At 73.7% G+C, this 18,265-nt stretch carries 13 protein-coding genes; 8 read left to right on the plus strand and 5 right to left on the minus strand.

Translation table 11 applies throughout. From position 1 onward, the window contains the following. Positions 1-19: 19 nt before the first annotated feature. Together AB0398_RS06545 and AB0398_RS06550 are read left to right on the plus strand one after the other, a co-directional pair. Positions 20-1,396: a GH1 family beta-glucosidase gene (locus AB0398_RS06545; protein ID WP_366372733.1), complete on the plus strand. Its 1,377-nt coding sequence runs from the start codon at positions 20-22 to the stop codon at positions 1,394-1,396. Positions 1,397-1,476: 80 nt separating this feature from the next. After that, positions 1,477-2,490 carry a phosphotransferase gene (locus AB0398_RS06550; protein WP_366372734.1) on the plus strand — a complete coding sequence of 338 codons (1,014 nt, stop codon included), beginning with the start codon at positions 1,477-1,479 and terminating at the stop codon, positions 2,488-2,490. 35 nt (positions 2,491-2,525) lie between these two features. Here AB0398_RS06550 and AB0398_RS06555 read toward each other — a convergent pair whose 3' ends face one another. Continuing rightward, a complete protein-coding gene (locus AB0398_RS06555) occupies positions 2,526-3,545 on the minus strand; it encodes a LacI family DNA-binding transcriptional regulator (protein ID WP_366372735.1) in 1,020 nt (339 codons plus the stop codon). Between the two features lie 190 nt (positions 3,546-3,735). On the opposite strand from AB0398_RS06555, the gene AB0398_RS06560 reads away from it, so the two are divergent. The 4 genes from AB0398_RS06560 (at position 3,736) to AB0398_RS06575 (ending at position 10,420) form a co-directional block, all read left to right on the plus strand. Next, a complete protein-coding gene (locus tag AB0398_RS06560; RefSeq protein WP_366372736.1) occupies positions 3,736-5,931 on the plus strand; it encodes a discoidin domain-containing protein in 2,196 nt (731 codons plus the stop codon). A 127-nt stretch (positions 5,932-6,058) separates the two neighbouring features. After that, complete coding sequence (locus AB0398_RS06565; RefSeq protein ID WP_366372737.1) at positions 6,059-8,227, plus strand: discoidin domain-containing protein; 2,169 nt, start codon at positions 6,059-6,061, stop codon at positions 8,225-8,227. 139 nt (positions 8,228-8,366) lie between these two features. Then, positions 8,367-9,458: a DUF1996 domain-containing protein gene (locus AB0398_RS06570; RefSeq protein ID WP_366372738.1), complete on the plus strand. Its 1,092-nt coding sequence runs from the start codon at positions 8,367-8,369 to the stop codon at positions 9,456-9,458. A 227-nt stretch (positions 9,459-9,685) separates the two neighbouring features. Beyond that, on the plus strand, positions 9,686-10,420 hold the full coding sequence (locus tag AB0398_RS06575; RefSeq protein WP_366372739.1) for a class E sortase: 735 nt from the start codon (positions 9,686-9,688) through the stop codon (positions 10,418-10,420). Here the strand turns inward: AB0398_RS06575 and AB0398_RS06580 are convergent. The 3 genes from AB0398_RS06580 to AB0398_RS06590 form a co-directional block, all read right to left on the minus strand. Continuing rightward, positions 10,417-10,938, minus strand: a complete 522-nt coding sequence (locus tag AB0398_RS06580) for an N-acetyltransferase (protein ID WP_366372740.1) — start codon at positions 10,936-10,938, stop codon at positions 10,417-10,419. The genes AB0398_RS06575 and AB0398_RS06580 overlap by 4 nt on opposite strands. Before the next feature lie 78 nt (positions 10,939-11,016). After that, positions 11,017-12,306: a PP2C family protein-serine/threonine phosphatase gene (locus AB0398_RS06585; protein ID WP_366372741.1), complete on the minus strand. Its 1,290-nt coding sequence runs from the start codon at positions 12,304-12,306 to the stop codon at positions 11,017-11,019. A gap of 166 nt (positions 12,307-12,472) precedes the next feature. Next, positions 12,473-12,871, minus strand: coding sequence for a nuclear transport factor 2 family protein (locus AB0398_RS06590; RefSeq protein WP_366372742.1), 399 nt, complete (start codon positions 12,869-12,871; stop codon positions 12,473-12,475). Positions 12,872-13,087: 216 nt separating this feature from the next. Here AB0398_RS06590 and AB0398_RS06595 point away from each other — a divergent pair, with 216 nt between their 5' ends. Continuing rightward, a complete protein-coding gene (locus AB0398_RS06595; RefSeq protein WP_366372743.1) occupies positions 13,088-16,141 on the plus strand; it encodes a BTAD domain-containing putative transcriptional regulator in 3,054 nt (1,017 codons plus the stop codon). 166 nt (positions 16,142-16,307) lie between these two features. On the opposite strand, the gene AB0398_RS06600 is transcribed toward AB0398_RS06595, so the two are convergent. Then, on the minus strand, positions 16,308-16,529 hold the full coding sequence (locus AB0398_RS06600) for a hypothetical protein (protein ID WP_366372744.1): 222 nt from the start codon (positions 16,527-16,529) through the stop codon (positions 16,308-16,310). A 330-nt stretch (positions 16,530-16,859) separates the two neighbouring features. On the opposite strand from AB0398_RS06600, the gene AB0398_RS06605 reads away from it, so the two are divergent. After that, the gene (locus AB0398_RS06605) at positions 16,860-18,230 is read left to right on the plus strand and encodes a helix-turn-helix domain-containing protein (protein WP_366372745.1); all 1,371 of its coding nucleotides are present in this window, start codon (positions 16,860-16,862) and stop codon (positions 18,228-18,230) included. The last annotated feature ends 35 nt before the right edge of the window (positions 18,231-18,265 follow it).

Below are 18,265 nucleotides of genomic sequence, written 5' to 3' on the forward strand. Positions count from 1 at the left end.
GACCACGAAGAGGTTCCCCGTGTCCGAATCCACCGGTTCCCGCCCCGCGCTCGACCTGGACGCCTTCCCGCCGTCCTTCGCCTGGGGCACGGCGACCTCCGCCTACCAGATCGAGGGCGCCGTCACCGAGGACGGACGGGCCCCCTCCATCTGGGACACCTTCTCCCGGGTCCCCGGCGCGATCGACAACGGGGACCACGGCGACACCGCCTGCGACCACTACCACCGCTGGCCCGAGGACATCGCCCTGATGAAGGAGCTGGGCACCGATACCTACCGGCTCTCCGTCGCCTGGCCCCGCGTCGTGCCCGGCGGCGACGGACCCGTCAACAAGGCCGGGCTCGACTTCTACGACCGGCTCGTCGACGGCCTCCTCGACGCCGGCATCACCCCCTCCGTCACCCTCTACCACTGGGACCTGCCGCAGGCCCTCCAGGACCGCGGCGGCTGGACCGTCCGCGAGACTGCCGAGCACCTCGCCGCCTACACCACCGCCGTCGCCGAGCGCCTCGGCGACCGCGTCACCCGCTGGGCCACCCTCAACGAACCGCTCTGCTCCGGCTGGATCGGCCACCTGGAGGGCCGGATGGCCCCGGGCCTCACCGACCTCACGGCCGCCGTCCGCGCCTCGTACCACCTGCTGCTCGGCCACGGCCTCGCCACCCAGGCCCTGCGCGCCGCCGCCCCCGGCGCCCGGATCGGCCTGGTCACCAACCACTCCACCGTCGCGCCCGCCTCCGACCGGCCCGAGGACCTCGCCGCCGCGGCCCGCATGGACGGCCACACCAACCGCTGGTGGCTCGACCCGGTGTACGGCCGCGGCTTCCCCGCCGACATGCGCGAGCTGTACGGGGTCGAACTCCCCGAGAGGCCGGGCGACGCGGACGTCATCGCCGCCCCGCTCGACTGGCACGGCCTCAACTACTACTTCCCGGTCACCGTCGCCGACGACCCCGAGGGCCCCGTCCCGTACGCCCGCGAGGTGCGCCTGCCCGACGTGCCCCGCAGCGGCATGGACTGGCAGATCGACGCCGGCGGCCTGGAGGCCCTCCTGCTGCGGCTCACCGAGGACTACGGCGTGCGCGAGCTGTACGTCACCGAGAACGGCTCGGCCTTCCCCGACGCCGTCGGCCCCGACGGCGCCGTCCACGACCCGGAGCGCACCGGCTACCTGGAGGAGCACCTCGCGGCCTGCGCCCGCGCCGTCCGCAAGGGCGTCCCGCTCGCCGGGTACTACGCCTGGTCCCTGCTCGACAACTTCGAGTGGGCCTACGGCTACGACAAGCGCTTCGGGCTGGTCCACGTCGACTACGCCACGCAGAAGCGGACCGTGAAGACGAGCGGCCGGCGGTACGCGGAGATCATCCGCGCCCACCGGGAGGCCACCGCCGGCTGACCCGCGCCCCGTCCCGAGCCTCCGGAGGGCCACCCCTCCGGAGGCCGACGCGCGTCCGCCCACCCCCACGAGGAGCGCCCATGTCCCGCTCACCGGAGCCCGACACCGACGAGACCGCCGCCGCCGAGCGGCTGCGGCACGCCCTCGGACCGGTGGCCGCCGTCCGGGACACCGCCCTCGGCGGGGGCCTCTACAACTCCGTCCGGCTGTTCGAACTCGCCGACGGACGGAGCCTGGTGCTCAAAACCGCGCCCCCGGCGGGCACCCCCTGCCTCACCTACGAGCAGGGGCTCCTCGGCACCGAGGCGCTCTTCCACCGCCTCGCCGCCGGCGCGGGCGTCCGGGTCCCCGCCGTCCTCCACCACGAGCCCGCCGGCCCCCGCACCCCCGCCGAGTGGCTGTTCCTCTCCCACCTCGACGGCACCACCTGGGACGCCGCCCGCGACCGGATCGCCCCGGCCGAACGCGCCGCGCTCCGCCGCGAACTGGGGGAGGCCCTGGCCCGTACCGCCTCCGTCACCGGCCCGGCCCACGGCTACCCGCGACCGGCCGCCGGCCTCTCCGCCCCCGACTGGCCCACCGCCTTCGCCGCCATGCTGCGCGCCGTCCTCGCCGACGCGCACCGGTTCGGCGTCGCCCTGCCCGCCCCGGCCGGAGACCTCGCCGACCTGCCCCGGAGGTTCGGCCGACGGCTGGCCGAGGTCTGCCGTCCCGCCCTCGTCCACTTCGACGCCTGGGAGGGCAACGTCGTCCTCGGCAGGACCGGGGACGGCGGATGGCGCCTGGCCGGCCTCATCGACGGCGAACGCGCCTTCTTCGGCGACCCCCTGGCCGAACTCGTCGGCCTCGACCCGCTCGGCACGGCCGAGGACGACCCCGATCTCATGGCCGGCTACCGCTCCGTCGCGCCCCTCCCGCCCCTCGGCACCGGCGCCCGGATCCGGCTCGCCCTCTACCGGATCCACCTCGCCCTCGTCATGCGCGTGGAGGCCGTCCCCCGCGCCTACGAGGGCGGCTTCGCCACCTGGCTCGCCACCTGGTCCGCCGGCCGCGTCACGGAACAGCTCGCCGTGCTGGACGCCCTGGCTCCCTAGGGGGTGTCGCGGCGCCCGGCGGGCCCCAGGGCCCGTCAGGCGGACTCGCGCACCACCAGGGCCGGTTCGAAGACCTTCGAGGCGGGCCCGGTCCGGGCGCCCTCCAGCTCCTCGACCAGGAGGCCGGCCATCGCCGCCGCCATGCCCTCCACCGGCTGGCGCACGGTGGTCAGCCGGGGCCGCGCCCCGCGCGCGACCACCGAGTCGTCGAAGCCCACGACGGCCACCGCGCCGGGGACGTCCACGCCCCGCTCGCGCAGGTACTCGCAGGCGCCCCGGGCCATCAGGTCGTTCGCGGCGAACACCGCGTCGACGTCCGGGTGTTCCGCCAGCAGCTCGGCCATGGCGGTCCGGCCGCTTTCGACCGAGAACAGGCCCCGTACGACGGGCACGTCCGGCACGCCGCGGGCGGCGAACGCCCGGCGGAAGCCGTCCAGGCGCGCCGCCGCCGCGGGGGCGGTGGCCGGCGCGGCGATGGTGGCGGGGCGCCGGCGTCCGGCGGCCCACAGGTGCTCGGCGGCCAGCCGCGCCCCCGCGTCGTTGTCGAGGTCCACGAAGCCGCACCGCTCCCCGCCGCGGGGCCTGCCGAAGAGGACCGTGGGGAGGCCCGCCGCCACGAGCATCGAGGGCAGCGGGTCCTCGTCGTCGAGCGGCACCACGAGCGCCCCGTCGGCGGCCCCCTGCCGCAGGTACTCGACGAGCTGGGTCCTGGCCCGCTCCGACTCGGAGACGAGCAGCACCGGCTGGATCGCGCGCTCGCGCAGCACGGGCAGGACGCCGTCCACGACGCGTCCGAAGAACGGGTCGGAGAAGACCCGGGCGGCGAAGGCCCCGTCCGTCGCGGAGAGCACCAGGGCGACGGCCCCGGCCCGCCGCGTCACCAGGGAGCGGGCGGCCTGGTTGGGCGTGTAGCCGGTGCGGGCGATGGCGTCGCGCACGCTCCGCTGGATGTCGGGGGCCACGTTCCGCACCCCGTTGACGACCCGGGACACCGTGGCGCGCGACACCCCCGCCTCACGTGCGACGTCTTCCAGAGTCGGTGCTCGATTCCCCACCTCCGCACTTTAACGGTGCCGCGCGTCCGGTGGGGGAGCGGTCCGGGTCCGGCCGGAACCTATCGGTGTCGTGACTTAATGAAAGCCAAAAGAAAAGTCGTGTCACATGCCTTGACCGTCAACTGGCCCTGCATGCAAGGTTTCGGAGAGCGCTCTCCCACGTTTCCCCCATGTATCCCAGAGGAGACCCATGTCCTCCGTCGGGTCCCCGCCGGTCCTCCGGCGTCCCGCCCCCACCGTCCGACGGGCCACCGTCGGCGCCCTCGTCGCGTCCCTGGCCGGCGGCCTGCTCGCCCTCGGCCCCGCCACGACGGCCCAAGCGGCCCCCGCTCTGCTCTCCCAGGGGAAGACCGCCACCGCCTCCTCGACCGAGGGCGCCGCCTACGCGGCGTCCGCCGCCGTCGACGGGAACCTCACCGGCACCCGCTGGGCCAGCCAGTGGAGCGACAACCAGTGGCTCCAGGTCGACCTCGGCCGCAGCGCCACGCTCAGCAGCGCCACCCTCGTCTGGGAGGGCGCCTACGGCAAGGGCTACCAGATCCAGGCCTCCGAGAACGGCACCGACTGGCGGACCGTCACCACCGTCACCGCCGGCGACGGCGGCACCGACGAGGTCTCCCTCTCCGGCACCGGCCGCTACGTCCGCATGAACGGACAGACCCGCGCCACCGGGTACGGCTTCTCCCTCTGGGAGTTCCAGGTGTACGGCACCACCGACGGCACCGGCCCCACCCTCCCCGGCGGCGGCGACCTCGGCCCCAACGTGCACGTCATCGACCCCTCCACCCCGAACATCCAGGGCAAGCTGGACCAGGTCTTCCAGCAGCAGGAGTCGGCCCAGTTCGGCTCCGGCCGGCACGCCTTCCTCTTCAAGCCCGGCACGTACAACGGCCTCAACGCCCAGATCGGCTTCTACACCCAGATCGCCGGCCTCGGGCTGCGTCCCGGCGACACCACCATCAACGGCGACGTGACCGTCGACGCGGGCTGGTTCAACGGCAACGCCACCCAGAACTTCTGGCGCGGCGCCGAGGGCCTGACCCTCAACCCGGTCAACGGCACCAACCGCTGGGCCGTCTCGCAGGCGTCCTCCTTCCGCCGCATGCACGTCAAGGGCGGACTCAACCTGGCGCCGAACGGCTACGGCTGGGCCAGCGGCGGCTACATCGCCGACTCGAAGATCGACGGCCAGGTCGGGAACTACTCGCAGCAGCAGTGGTACACCCGCGAGAGCTCCATCGGCGGCTGGTCCAACAGCGTCTGGAACCAGACCTTCTCGGGCGTCCAGGGCGCTCCTGCCACCTCCTTCCCGGAGCCCCGCTACACCACGCTCGACACCACCCCGATCTCCCGCGAGAAGCCCTACCTCTACCTCGACGGCAACGAGTACAAGGTCTTCGCGCCCGCCAAGCGCGTGAACGCCCGCGGCACCAGCTGGGCCAACGGCGCCCCGCAGGGCGAGTCCGTCCCGCTCAGCCAGTTCTACGTGGTCAAGCCGGGTGCCACCGCCGCCACGATCAACCAGGCGCTGGAGCAGGGCCTGAACCTGCTGTTCACCCCGGGCGTCTACCACGTCGACCGGACGATCAACGTGAACCGCGCCAACACCATCGTGCTCGGCCTCGGCCTCGCCACGATCATCCCGGACAACGGCGTCACCGCGATGAAGGTCGCCGACGTCGACGGCGTCCGCCTCGCCGGCTTCCTGATCGACGCCGGCCCGGTCAACTCCCCGACCCTGCTGGAGCTCGGCCCGCAGAACTCCTCCGCCGACCACGCCGCCAACCCCACCACCGTGCAGGACGTCTACATCCGCATCGGCGGCGCCGGCGCCGGCAAGGCCACCACCAGCATGGTCGTGAACAGCGACGACGCCATCATCGACCACACCTGGGTCTGGCGCGCCGACCACGGCGAGGGCTGGGGCTGGGAGACCAACCGCGCCGACTACGGCGTCCGCGTCAACGGCGACGACGTGCTCGCCACCGGCCTGTTCGTCGAGCACTTCAACAAGTACGACGTCGAGTGGTACGGCGAGCGCGGCCGGACGATCTTCTACCAGAACGAGAAGGCGTACGACGCCCCCAACCAGGCCGCCATCCAGAACGGCTCCACCAAGGGCTACGCCGCCTACCGCGTCGACGACTCCGTGAACACCCACGAGGCGTGGGGCCTCGGCAGCTACTGCAACTACAACGTCGACCCGACCATCGTCCAGGACCACGGCTTCAAGGCACCCGTCAAGCCGGGGGTGAAGTTCCACAGCCTCCTCGTGGTCTCCCTCGGCGGCATGGGCCACTACAACCACGTCATCAACGACACCGGGGCCTCCACCATCCCCGCGGGCACCTCCACCGTGCCGTCCACCGTCGTCTCCTTCCCCTGACGGTCCCGCCGGGACGCGCCCGACCGGCGCGTCCCGGCCCTCCGACCCCTTCCGGGCGGCGTCACAAGTCCCCGCCACGCCGCCCGGAAGGAGATCCCCTCCCTCCACCGCCTGTCCAGGAGCCTCCATGACCACCGCCCCGACCACACGAAGGCGGGCCCGCACCACGGCCTCGCTCGTGTCCCTCGGTGCCCTGCTCGCCACCTCCGCCACCGTGCTGACCGCGGCGCCCGCCACCGCCGCCGAGACCCTCCTCTCCCAGGGGAAGCCCGCCACCGCCTCCTCGACCGAGGGCGCCGCCTACACCGCGTCCGCCGCCGTCGACGGCGACCTCACCGGTACCCGCTGGGCCAGCCAGTGGAACGACGACCAGTGGCTCCAGGTCGACCTCGGCGCGCGCGCGGACGTCAGCCGCGTCGTCCTGAACTGGGAGGGCGCCTACGGCAAGGCCTACGACATCCAGCTCTCCGACAACGGCACCGACTGGCGCACCGTCAGGTCCGTCACCGCCGGCGACGGCGGCACCGACGACCTGACGCTCTCCGGCACCGGCCGTTACGTACGCCTCAAGGGTGTCGCCCGCGCTACCGGATACGGCTACTCCCTCTGGGAGTTCCGGGTCTACGGCGAGAGCGGCACCACCCAGCCCGGCCCCAGTGGCGCCGTCTGGGTCACCGGCTCGCAGGGCAACTGGCAGCTGACCGTCGGCGGACAGCCGTACACCGTCAAGGGCCTCACCTGGGGCCCTGCGATGGCCGACGCCCCCCGCTACATGCCGGATCTGAAGTCCATGGGCGTCAACACCGTCCGGACCTGGGGGACCGACGCCTCCAGCAAGCCCCTGCTCGACGCGGCGGCCGCCAACGGCCTCAAGGTGATGAACGGCTTCTGGCTCCAGCCCGGCGGCGGCCCCGGCTCCGGCGGCTGCGTCAACTACGTCACCGACACGACGTACAAGAACACCATGCTCACCGAGTTCGCCAAGTGGGTCGACACCTACAAGTCCCACCCGGCCACCCTCATGTGGAACGTCGGCAACGAGTCCGTCCTCGGCCTGCAGAACTGTTACGGCGGCACCGAGCTGGAGGCCCAGCGCAACGCCTACACCTCCTTCGTCAACGACGTCGCCAAGAAGATCCACTCCATCGACCCCGACCACCCCGTCACCTCGACGGACGCCTGGACCGGCGCCTGGCCGTACTACAAGCGCAACGCGCCCGACCTCGACCTGTACTCGATGAACGCGTACGGCGACATCTGCGGCGTGCGCCAGGACTGGATCGACGGCGGGTACAACAAGCCGTACATCATCACCGAGACCGGAAACGCCGGCGAGTGGGAGGTGCCCGACGACGTCAACGGCATCCCGGACGAGCCGACCGACGTCCAGAAGGCCGAGGGCTACACCAAGGCCTGGAACTGCATCACCGGGCACCAGGGCGTGGCCCTGGGCGCGACGATGTTCCACTACGGTCTCGAACACGACTTCGGCGGCGTCTGGTTCAACCTCCTTCCCGACGGCCTCAAGCGCCTCTCGTACTACGCCGTCAAGAAGGCGTACGCCGGGTCGACCGCCGGTGACAACACCCCGCCGGTCATCACCAACATGACCGTCAACCCGGCCTCCGCAGCCCCGGCAGGCGGCGAGTTCACCGTCCGCGCCGACATCCGCGACCCCGAGAACGACCCCCTGACCCACAAGATCTTCCTCAGCGGGAACTACGCCAACGGCGACAAGCGGCTGATCGAGGCGAAGTGGCGCTCCACCGGCAACGGCACCTTCGCCGTCACCGCGCCCGAGAAGCTCGGCGTCTGGAAGGTGTACATCCAGTCCGAGGACGGTCGCGGCAACGCCGGCATCGAGACCAAGTCCGTGAAGGTCGTCGCCCCGCCCGTCGCCGGCACCAACATCGCCCTGGGCAGGCCCACCACCGCCTCCTCCGCCCAGGCCTCCTACGGCGACTGCCCCTGCCCCGCCTCCAACGCCACCGACGGCAACGCGGCCACCCGCTGGGCCAGCGACTGGAGCGACCCGCAGTGGATCCAGGTCGATCTCGGCTCGGTCCGCTCCTTCAACCGGCTCCAGCTGGTCTGGGACCCCGCCTACGCCAAGTCCTACGAGGTCCAGGTCTCCGACAACGGCACGACCTGGCGCACCGTCCACACCACGACCACCGGCAACGGCGACATCGACACCATCGAGACCGCCACCACCGCCCGCTACGTCAAGCTCCAGCTCACCGCGCGCGGCACCGGCTGGGGCTACTCGCTCCACGAGTTCGGCGTCTACGCCTGACGGCTCCGGACCCCCATGACGGGTGGCGGGGCCCGCCGCTCGGCCCCGCCGCCCCGGCACCACCGCACGGGACCCATCACACCATTCGCGTGGCGTCCTCGCGTTCACGCGAAACCACCCCCACGGGCAGGAGATCCCCATGAGATCGAGTCCGAAGCGGCTCTCCGTACTCCTCGTCAGCACCGCCCTCATCGCCGGCGCCCTCGGCATCGGCACCATCGCCCAGGCCACGGACCCGGCGGACGGCGTCCCGTCCGCCGTCGCCGCGGCCGTCCACCACGAAGGCCATCGGATGGCCGCCTCCACGCAGGCCTCGGGCGACGACGCCGACGGGGACGGCTACATCCCGGCCGTACCCCAGGTCACCGGCGTCGTCCCGTCCACGGCCACCCCGCCCCCGGCCTACCACCACGAGTTCCAGGCCGGCTGCTCCGTCACCCACACCGCGCCGGACGACCCGATCGTCTACCCGGGCCAGTTCGGCAAGTCCCACGACCACACGTTCATGGGCAACACCTCCACCGACGCCGCCAGCACCACCGGCTCGCTCTACGGAGGCAACACCACGTGCAAGGCGCCCGCGGACGCCTCCGCGTACTGGATGCCCTCGCTCTACAAGGGCGACCAGAAGATCCTGCCCGTGGGCCCGCAGGTCATCTACTACAAGGCGGGCGTGACCGACTACCGGAGCGTGCGGCCCTTCCCCAAGGGGCTGCGGTTCGTCGTCGGCAACCCGATGCAGACCGCCCAGGAGTTCCGGTCCCACAAGGGGTTCGTCGAGGGCTGGGAGTGCGGTGACAGCTTCTTCAACACCGACATCCCGGCGAACTGTCCGAGCCGGCCCGACGTCCAGCTCAACCTGCGCATGCAGGCCCCCAGCTGCTGGGACGGCAAGTACCTCGACACCCCGAACCACCAGAGCCACATGGCCTACCCGGTGGTCAAGCCCGGCACCAACGACAACATGTGCCCGGCCTCCCACCCGGTCGCCCTGCCGATGATCGAGTTCAAGATGGCGTGGCCGGTCAACGGCGACATGAGCCAGGTCCGCCTGGCCAGCGGTCGCGGCTACTCCTTCCACTACGACTTCTTCAACGCGTGGGAGGAGCGCACCCTCAAGGCCCTGGTCGACCACTGCATCGTCGGCGGCCTGCAGTGCGACACCCGGGGCTTCGACCTGTACCGCCCCGAGCGCGGTGTCGTGCTCAACGAGGACCACCGCCTGCCCTGATCCGACGACCCGACGACCCGACGACCCGCGCACGATCTCCGCACGGCCCGGACGCCCGCTCTACGGCGTCCGGGCCGTGCCCGTGCCCGCCCGGGAAGCCGGTCCGGTCACGCGGACACCGCCTCGGCCCCGTCCTCCGGGCCCTGGAGGACCGGGGAGCGCGGACCCCGGCGGCGCGGGACAATGGTCCGGTGAGTCCCGTGTCGTCGTGAGAGAGACCCTCCGGCATGACCCGAACCCGCCCTCGCACACGCCTCGCCGTCGCGGCCGTCGCCGCGGCGGCCGTCGTTACCCTCGGCTGCGGCCCCTTCCCGGACGGCGCGGCGGCCCCGCCCACCACCCGGGATCCGCGGTCCGCACCCTCCGTCACCCCCCGTGACGGCGCCGTCACGGCGACCGCCCCCGCCGCGCCGTCCCCCTCACCCGTCCCCGAGGCCCGTCCGCGCCGCGCCGAGCTGGACATCCCCTCCATCGGGGTGACCGACCTGCCCGTCCTCCCGTACGAGGGCACCAGCGACGACCGGGCCGGCACGCGGATCCAGGACCGCGGGGTGGCGGCGAGCCCCCACGGCGACCGGGGCGGGGTCGGGCCGGGCGACGTCGGCAACTACCTCGTGACGGCGCACCGGCTCTCGGCCGGCGGGCCCCTGCGCCTGCTCCCCGAGGTCGAGGAGGGCGACACGGTCGTCGTGACGGCCGACGACGCCGTGTACGAGTACCGGATCGTCGACACCCGCTCGACGTCCTTCCGGTCCGCCGCCTCCCTCGCCGAGCAGCGCGCCCCGGTCCCCGGGGAGCCGGACGAGCGGCCCACCCGGGCGATGATCACCCTCTCCACCTGCGCCACGCCCGAGGACGACGCGGCCGGCAACCACTGGCGGGACGCCCTGGGCAACCCGGAGCACCGCATCGACAAGATCGGCGTCCTCGTCGCCACCCGCCCGCCCCCGGACGGCTCCTAGGGCGCGTCCGTCACGTGCGCGGGCCAGGTGAGCCATACGTACGCCACCGGCTGGACGGCGTTCCACCCGGCGGCCGCCTCCGGGGCGACCCGGACGAAGCCCGCCCCCTCGTAGCAGCGCAGCGCGCCGGCGTTGTCCGGGTGGACCCGCAGGAAGACGTCGTCGAAACCGGCGTCGCGGGCCCGCTCCAGGAGCGCCCGCACCAGGACCCGCCCCACGCCCCGGCCGCGCGCCGCCGGGGCCACGACGACGCGCGCCAGCTCGGCCTCGTCCTCCTCGGCGTCCGTCCACACCTCGCCGTATCCGAGCACGGCCCCGGTCACGGCCTCGGCCCCGCCCTCGTTCCCGGCCTCGACGAGCAGGTACCCGTGGACCTCCTGGTCCTCCTGCCACCCGGCCACGGTCCCCTCCGCCACGGGGAACTCCCGGCGCCCGCACCACAGGAGGACCTCCTCGGGCGTGGCGGGCCAGCCCGCCACGGTGGCGGCGTGTTCCGCGGTGAAGGGCAGCAGGTCCATGGCGCGTTCCTCGGGGGTTCGGTGTCCGGGCGGGCCGACCCTACGCGGTCCCGCGCGGCCCGTGCCGGGCCGGGGCCCTCAGACGCCGATCAGGTGCTCCTCGTGCGACGGCAGGGTCTCCTCCCCGGCCTCGCCCCGGACCACAAGGACGGCCGTCGTGTCGTCGTCCAGGCCGTGGGCGCCGAAGCGGGCCAGGTCCTCCTTGAGGAGGTCCGGGATCCGGTCGGCCGGCTCGGCCGCCCAACCGCGCATCCGCCGCTCCAGGGGGTAGAAGGCGCCGTGGCGGTCCCGGGCCTCGCTCACGCCGTCGGTGAACATCAGCATCCGGTCGCCGGGGGCGAACGTCACCTCGTCCACCGTGAAGGGCGCGTCGACCGGGACCGGCAGGTGGATCGGCACGGACGGCGAGGACAGCTCGACCGTGCGCACGACCGCGCCGCGCTGGACGACCGGAGCCGGATGGCCGCAGCTCAGGAGCCGTACGACCGGCTCGTCGTCGGGGATCTCGGCGAGCAGGACGGTCGCGAAGCGGTCGGCCGCCGTCGACTCCGGCGCCCTCTCCGCGTAGCGGGCCATGCTCGCCTCCAGGCGCTCCGCGATCGCGGGCAGTCCGGGGGCCGTGTACGCGGCCTCGCGGAAGGAGCCCAGCAGCAGCGAGGCGGCCTCCACGGCCGCGAGCCCCTTGCCCTGGACGTCCCCGAGCATGATCCGTACGCCGCCCCGGACCTTCAGGGCCTTGTAGAAGTCGCCGCCGACGTGCGCGCCGGCCGCGGACGCCTCGTACAGCAGCCGCAGGTCGACGCCGCCGAGGCGCCGGGGCAGCGGGCGCAGCACCGCCCGCTGGGCGGTCTCGGCGACCTCGCTCACCCGGCGCAGCTCCACCTCCCGCCGCCGGCGGGCCTGGCTGGAGAGGGCCGCGGCCAGGGTGACGACGGCCAGGACCGTCTGGCCGGCCAGGAGCCGATCGTCCCGGCCCAGGACGAGCAGCGCGGTCGTCCCCATCGCCAGTGCGCCGACCGCGAGCGTGCCCCGGGCACCCCAGGTCACCGCGGCGAGCGCGGGGGCGGCGACGAGGAAACGGTCGAACCGCTCCTCCGGCGCGGTGAGGACGTCGGCGAGCGGGGCGGCCACCAGCACCAGGAAGGGCAGTGCCCGGCCGAGGAGGTAACGGAACTCCGCCGGGCGGCGGGGGCCGCGGTGAGCGGGGCGGGCGGGTTCGGCCGTACCGGCTCGGTCGACCGCTCCGGCCGTACGGGGCACACCGGCCGCTCCGGTCGTACGGGCCGCACCGGCCGTACGGGCCGCCGCACCGGTCGTACGGGCCGTGTCCGCCGGTCCGGTCCGGTTCGTGTCCGGGGATCCGTGCACCTCGCCGCTCCTTCCTGGGGCTCCGGGGCCGTCGCGCGTGGCATCGGGCCGTCGTGCCCACCTTCCACCTCCCTGCGGACCCGGCGGCAGGTACCCAAGGCCTCCGGACCCGGGACCTCCGGCCCGGGACCTTCGACCCGGTCCCTCCGGCCCCGCCCCGGTCCGGTCAGGGCGCCACGTGGTAGTACCGCGTGCACGCGAGGACCATGCCGTCGTCGGTGATGCTGAAGAAGTCGACGAAGCGCAGCTCCCGCCCGCCGGCGTCCGGGTCGACGCACCGGCCGGCCGCCACCACGCTGCGGTTCTGGGCGACGAGGCGGTCGATCTCGTGGCGGCCCCTCGGCGGGGTGTGGCCGAGCCGGGCACGCAGGACCGCCGTACGGCCCCGGACGGGAGGCATGCCGGGCAGCTCGAACACCACGCCGTCGTGCAGCAGGGAGGCGCACGAGTCCAGGTCGCCGGCGTCGAGGTAGTCGTAGACGAGACGGACGTGGTCGACGCCCGCGGCGGTGACCAGGTCGACCTGGTCCGGCAGCCCGATGGTGGTGTCGTCGTGGAGGTTCAACGGCTGAGCCCCTTTCACTCTCGGTGCAGGATTCTGGGGGGCGTCACCAACTCCGGGTTATCACCCCTCTATCTCCGACCGGGATCTTCACGGCATGGACAGAGCGGGGGTGGATGTGGAGACTGTCCTCACTTGGGTCTCAAGTGTCAACTCATTTGTTTCGTGGGGGAATCGGTGACTGACGGCGCAGGTGAGAGAGACCCGGGACTCCCGGACGTGTCGCGCCTTCCCTTCCGGCTCCTCGGACCGCTCCAGGTGCACGGCCCCGACGGGCCCCTGCGGGTGCCGCCCGGCCGCCAGGAGGTGATCCTCGCGGCCCTGCTCCTCGACGCGAACCGGGTCGTCGGCACCCACCACCTCGTCGACCTCATCTGGGAGGACAACCCGCCGGAGACCGCCCGCACCCAGGTGCAGATCTGCGTGTCGCGCCTGCGGAAACTGCTGACCGGGGCCGACGGGGAGGCCACGATCACGACCCGGCCCCCGGGCTACGTCCTGCACACCGAGGCGGGCAACGTGGACGCGGCGCTCTTCACCGGCCTCGTGTTACGGGCCCGGCGGCTGCGCGACCAGGGCTCCCCCCGGGAGGCCGTGGGCCTGCTGAGGAGCGCGGTGACGCTGTGGCAGGGCGAGTGCCTGTCCGGCCTCGACGGCGGTCCGCTGGCCAACCGGGCGCGCCAGCTCAACGAGGAACGGCTGACCGCCACCGAACTCCGCATCCAGCTCGAACTCGAACTCGGCCAGTACGACCGGCTCGTGGGCGAACTCCAGATGCTCACCCACGAGCACCCGCTGCGGGAGAAGCTGCGCGGCCAGCTCATCCAGGCGCTGTACTGGTCGGGCCGGCAGGCCGAGGCCCTGGAGGCCTTCCGGACCGGACGGCGGATCCTCGCCGACGAACTGGGCCTGGAGCCCGGCCGGGAGCTCCGCGAACTGGAGTCGGCGATCCTGGCCGGCGCGCTGCCCCCGCCCACCGGTGCCGGGGCCGACGCGAGACCGGCCCGCCCGCCCGTCGGCGCGCACCGCGACCGGGTGCGGGCGACGGTCCCCGACGCGCCCGCGGCGAACGGAGGGACCGAGACCCCGGAGGCCGACGGCCCGGCCGCCTCCGCACCGGAACCCGCCCCGGAGGCCGTGCGGCACGACACCGTCCCGCACCAACTCCCCGCCGCCGTGGCCGACTTCGTGGCGGACGAGGCCCGGACCTCCGCCCTCGAACGGGCGCTGACCGGGGGACCGGACCGCACCACCGTCGGACTCGCCGCCATCACCGGCAAACCGGGCACCGGCAAGTCGACCCTCGCCGTGCACGTCGCCCACACCCTGGCCGAGACCGGCTTCCCCGACGGACAGCTCTACTGTGACCTGCGCGGCACCACCGGCACCCCGGCCACTCCCGCCGAGGTGCTCGGGCGCTTCCTCCGGGCCCTCGGCATCCCCGGCCAGCTCATCCCGGAGACCCTGGACGAGCGCGCCGAGATGTACCGCACCCGCCTCGCCTCCCGCCGGGTCCTCGTGGTCCTCGACGACGCGGCCGGCGAGGGCCAGGTGCTGCCGCTGCTGCCCGGCAGCCGCGGCTGCGCCGTCCTTGTCACCGGCCGGGCCCGCCTCACCGCGCTCCCCGGCGCCCACCGGGTCGAACTGGACGTCCTCGACGAGGACATGGCCCTCGAACTCCTCTCCAGGATCGTCGGACGGGAACGGGTCGCCGGAGAGGCCCAGGCGGCACAGGCCCTGGTCCGCACAGTCGGACGCCTTCCGCTGGCCCTGCGGATCGTGGCCGCCCGGCTCGCCGCGCGCCCCCACTGGACCCTCGCCTCCATGGTGCAGCGCCTCGCCAACGAACGGCACCGCCTCGACGAACTGACGCACGGCGAGATGACGATGCGGGCCAGCCTCTCCCTCACGTACGAAGGCCTCGGCCCGGACGACCGCCGGCTGCTGCGGCTCCTCAGCATGGCCCAGGCGCCGACCCTCCCGAGCTGGCTGGCGGGCGCCCTGCTCGACGACCGCCGCCCCTTCCCCTCGGACCTCATGGAACCGCTCGTCGACGTGCAGATGCTGGACGTCGACGGCGTCGAGCGCACCGGCGGCTTCCGCTACCGCTTCCACGAGATCATCCGGGTGTACGCGCGGGAGCAGCTGGCGGCCCACCACCCGCCGGAGGTGCGCCGGGAGGCGCTGGCCCGCATGGCGGGCGGCTGGATGCATCTGACCCAGCAGGCCCACCGCAAGGTGTACGGCGGCGACTTCACCGTCCTGCACGGCGACGCCCCGCGCTGGGAGCCCCCCGCCTCGTACACCGAGGAGGTCCTGGCCGACCCGCTCTCCTGGCTCGACGCGGAGCAGACCGCCCTGTGCGGGATGGTCGAGCACGCCGCCGACGAAGGACTCCACGACCTGAGCTGGGACCTCGCCACCTCCCTCGTCACGCTCTTCGAGGTGCGGGGCCACTACGACCTGTGGGAGCAGACGCACCTCAAGGCCCTGGCCGCGGTCCGCAAGGCGGGCAACCTGCGGGGCACCGCCGCCGTGCGCGCGTCGCTCGGCTCGCTCTACATGAGCCGCAGCCAGTACGACACGGCGCGCCAGGCGCTGACCTCGGCGCTCGACGTCTTCCAGGCGCTCGACGAGCCCCGGGGCGAGGCGCTGTGCCGCCGCGACATGGCGCTCATCGCGCGCACCAACGGTGACGACGCCTCGGCCCTGGAGCTGTACCGGAGGTCCCTGGCCGACTTCGACCGGGCCGGTGACGTGGTGGGGCGGGCCATCGTCCTGACCCAGAGCGCCCACATCCGGATGCGCCAGGGGGAGATCGACGCGGCGCAGACGCAGCTGGACGAGGCGCTGGAGATCTACGAAGAGGTCGGCTACACCGGCGGCAGGGCGCGCACCCTGCGCCGCGTCGGACAGCTGCTCCTCGAACAGGGACGGAGCGACCTGGCGGTCCTGACCTTCACCGAAGTGCTGGAACTCTGCCGGGACTCCCGCGACGTGATCGGCGAGGGACACCTGCTGCGCGACCTCGGTCACGCGTTCGCCGTGATGGGCCGCCCCGACCGGGCCAGGGACTTCTACGACCGGGCCGTGGCCGCGCGGGAGGAGATCATGGACCTGAGCGGCGGTGCGCTGGTGCGTCTGGACCTCGCCCGGCTCGTCGAGGAGCCGGGGCGTTCCCGGGAACTGCTCGCTCCGGCCGTCGAGGTCTTCCGGGAGCGGCGGATGGGGCGGGAACTGGCGGAGGCGAAACGATTGCTCGGAGCCGGCTGACGCGGCGGGAAGCCGGTGTCGCGGGGGCGGTCGGTGGTTCTACGGGGCCGGTGACCGTACCGGGCCGGTGGCCGTACCGGTTCGGTGGTCGTACGAGGCCGGTGGCCGTATCGGTTCGGTGACCGCGCTGGGCTGGTGACCGCACCGGGTCGGCGGTCGTACGGGGTCAGTCCCAGGGGTTGTTGTCGGTGGTGGCCGTGGTGCCCGTGCCCGTGGTGGTGCCCGTACCGGCGGTGCCGCCGTTCCCGTTCTCGTAGGGGGCCACCGTCGTCGTGCCCGTGGGCCCGTCCGCCCAGCTCGCCTGGGCGCCGACGCCGGTCACGAGCACGATCATCGCGGAGGCGACGGCGGTGCGGAGGGCGGTGCGGGCGGCGGTGGTCTTCGACATCGGATTCTCCCTGGTGGTGAGCGGCGCTTCCTTGTGACCACCACGCTAGGAACGACCGGATTCACGGGACCGTCCGCTGTCTTATCACCCCACTATCACGGGCCCCTATCACGGGACTCGAAGACGGCCGGAGCCCGCGCCCGCCGGAGCCCGTCCCGCCGTCACGACACCCGACGCACCGCCCCCACCTGCGGGTTAGCCCGCGGGATGCCCCCTGGATAGCCCCGTCCCCACGATGGAGAGCAGCAGACGGCGAGGCCTTGCGCCGGCCGGCGGCCCGACCGGGACGCCGCCAGGGCCCCGCCCCGACCCGACCAGTGGGGGCTTTTCATGGCGACGACCATTCTTTCCCCGGAGGGCACCACCGCGGCCACCGCCGCACTCGGCACCCTCATACGCGGCCACCGGCTCCGCATCGGCCTGACCCAGCGGGAGCTGGCCGACCTCTCCACCATCAGCGTGCGCGCCATCCGCGACCTGGAGAAGGGCAAGGCCCAGCGGCCGAGGACCGACACGGTCCGCCTGATCGCCGACGCCCTGCGCCTCGGGCCCCGGGCCCGTACGGCCCTGGAGGAGGCGGTGCGGCGCGGCCACCGGGGCGGCGGCCTCCCGCACCTGCCCCTGGAGCGCTCGGCACCGCCCGTCCCCCTGCACCCGCTGATCGAACGGCGGGCCGAGGCCGCCGTCATCGCGGAGGAGCTCCGCTCCGGGGCCGAACGGCTGATCACCGTCGTGGGCCTGAGCGGCGTCGGCAAGACGAGACTCGCCCTGGAGGCGGCGGCCAGACTCCATGACGCCGGCCTCCCCGTGCTGTGGCACACCGCCCCCGGAGCGGTCGCCGACTGCCTGCCGGCCGACGACGACCCGCTCGCCGCCCCGATCGCCGACTGCGCCGGCTTCCTGCACGGCGACGGACCGTCCGACACCGTCCCCGCCGCGCTCACCGGCCTGCTCGGCGACCGCGCGGCGCTCCTCGTCCTCGACGGCGCCGACACCGGACGGCTCGACTTCCAGCGGCTGAGCCGCCTCCTGCGCGAACTTCCCGGCCTGCGGCTCCTCGTCACCGCCGACACCCCCTGGAACGTCCCCGGCGAACGCCTCTTCCTCCTCGCGCCCCTGGAGGCGCCCGCCCCGTCCGGCGGCGCCCGCCCCGACGCCCCCGCCACCCGCTTCTTCCTCGACCGGCTCCGCCGCGTCCGCCCCGACATCGTCCCTGACGACCGGGCCCTGACGGACGTCGCCTGGGTCTGCCACCGCCTCGACGGACACCCGCTCGCCCTCGCCGCGGCCGCCTCCTGGCTCACCGTCTGCGACCTGCCCACCCTGCGCGGCATCGTCGAGTCCGACCCCGCCCCGCTCCTCGACCACCTGGCCGACGGCCGCTCCGGCTCCCACCTCAGGGAGAGCGTCGGCCGGACCCTGGCCGGCCTGCCCGCCGGCCACCGGAGCCTGATCACCGAACTGTGCGCCGCCGACCGGGACGAGTTCCTCCTGGAGGACGTCGTCCGGCTGACCGGCCTGCCCCTGCCGCACTGCGGCCGCATGGTCCGCGACCTGCTGGTCGGCGGCGTGATCCGGTCCAGCACGGACGGCGGCCGCTCCGCGTTCCGCGTGCTGTGCGTCGTACGGGCCGTCGCCTCGGCGACCGCGTGCGCGCCGACGGCCGGCGCCCCCGCTCCTGCCGGAACCGCTGCCGCCTGACTGCCGCCGCGCTGCCGAACCGCTCGTGGACCGCC

This window comes from Streptomyces sp. NPDC086147, assembly GCF_040702165.1.
Lineage (GTDB): Bacteria > Actinomycetota > Actinomycetes > Streptomycetales > Streptomycetaceae > Streptomyces.

Excerpts from the sequence above, each read along its gene's own strand:
- AB0398_RS06550 (WP_366372734.1), top strand. The coding sequence starts at position 1,477 with ATGTCCCGCTCACCGGAGCCCGACACCGACGAGACCGCCGCCGCCGAG.
- AB0398_RS06560 (WP_366372736.1), top strand. The coding sequence starts at position 3,736 with ATGTCCTCCGTCGGGTCCCCGCCGGTCCTCCGGCGTCCCGCCCCCACC.
- AB0398_RS06565 (WP_366372737.1), top strand. The coding sequence starts at position 6,059 with ATGACCACCGCCCCGACCACACGAAGGCGGGCCCGCACCACGGCCTCG.
- AB0398_RS06570 (WP_366372738.1), top strand. The coding sequence starts at position 8,367 with ATGAGATCGAGTCCGAAGCGGCTCTCCGTACTCCTCGTCAGCACCGCC.
- AB0398_RS06575 (WP_366372739.1), top strand. The coding sequence starts at position 9,686 with ATGACCCGAACCCGCCCTCGCACACGCCTCGCCGTCGCGGCCGTCGCC.
- AB0398_RS06580 (WP_366372740.1), bottom strand. The coding sequence starts at position 10,938 with ATGGACCTGCTGCCCTTCACCGCGGAACACGCCGCCACCGTGGCGGGC.
- AB0398_RS06600 (WP_366372744.1), bottom strand. The coding sequence starts at position 16,529 with ATGTCGAAGACCACCGCCGCCCGCACCGCCCTCCGCACCGCCGTCGCC.
- AB0398_RS06605 (WP_366372745.1), top strand. The coding sequence starts at position 16,860 with ATGGCGACGACCATTCTTTCCCCGGAGGGCACCACCGCGGCCACCGCC.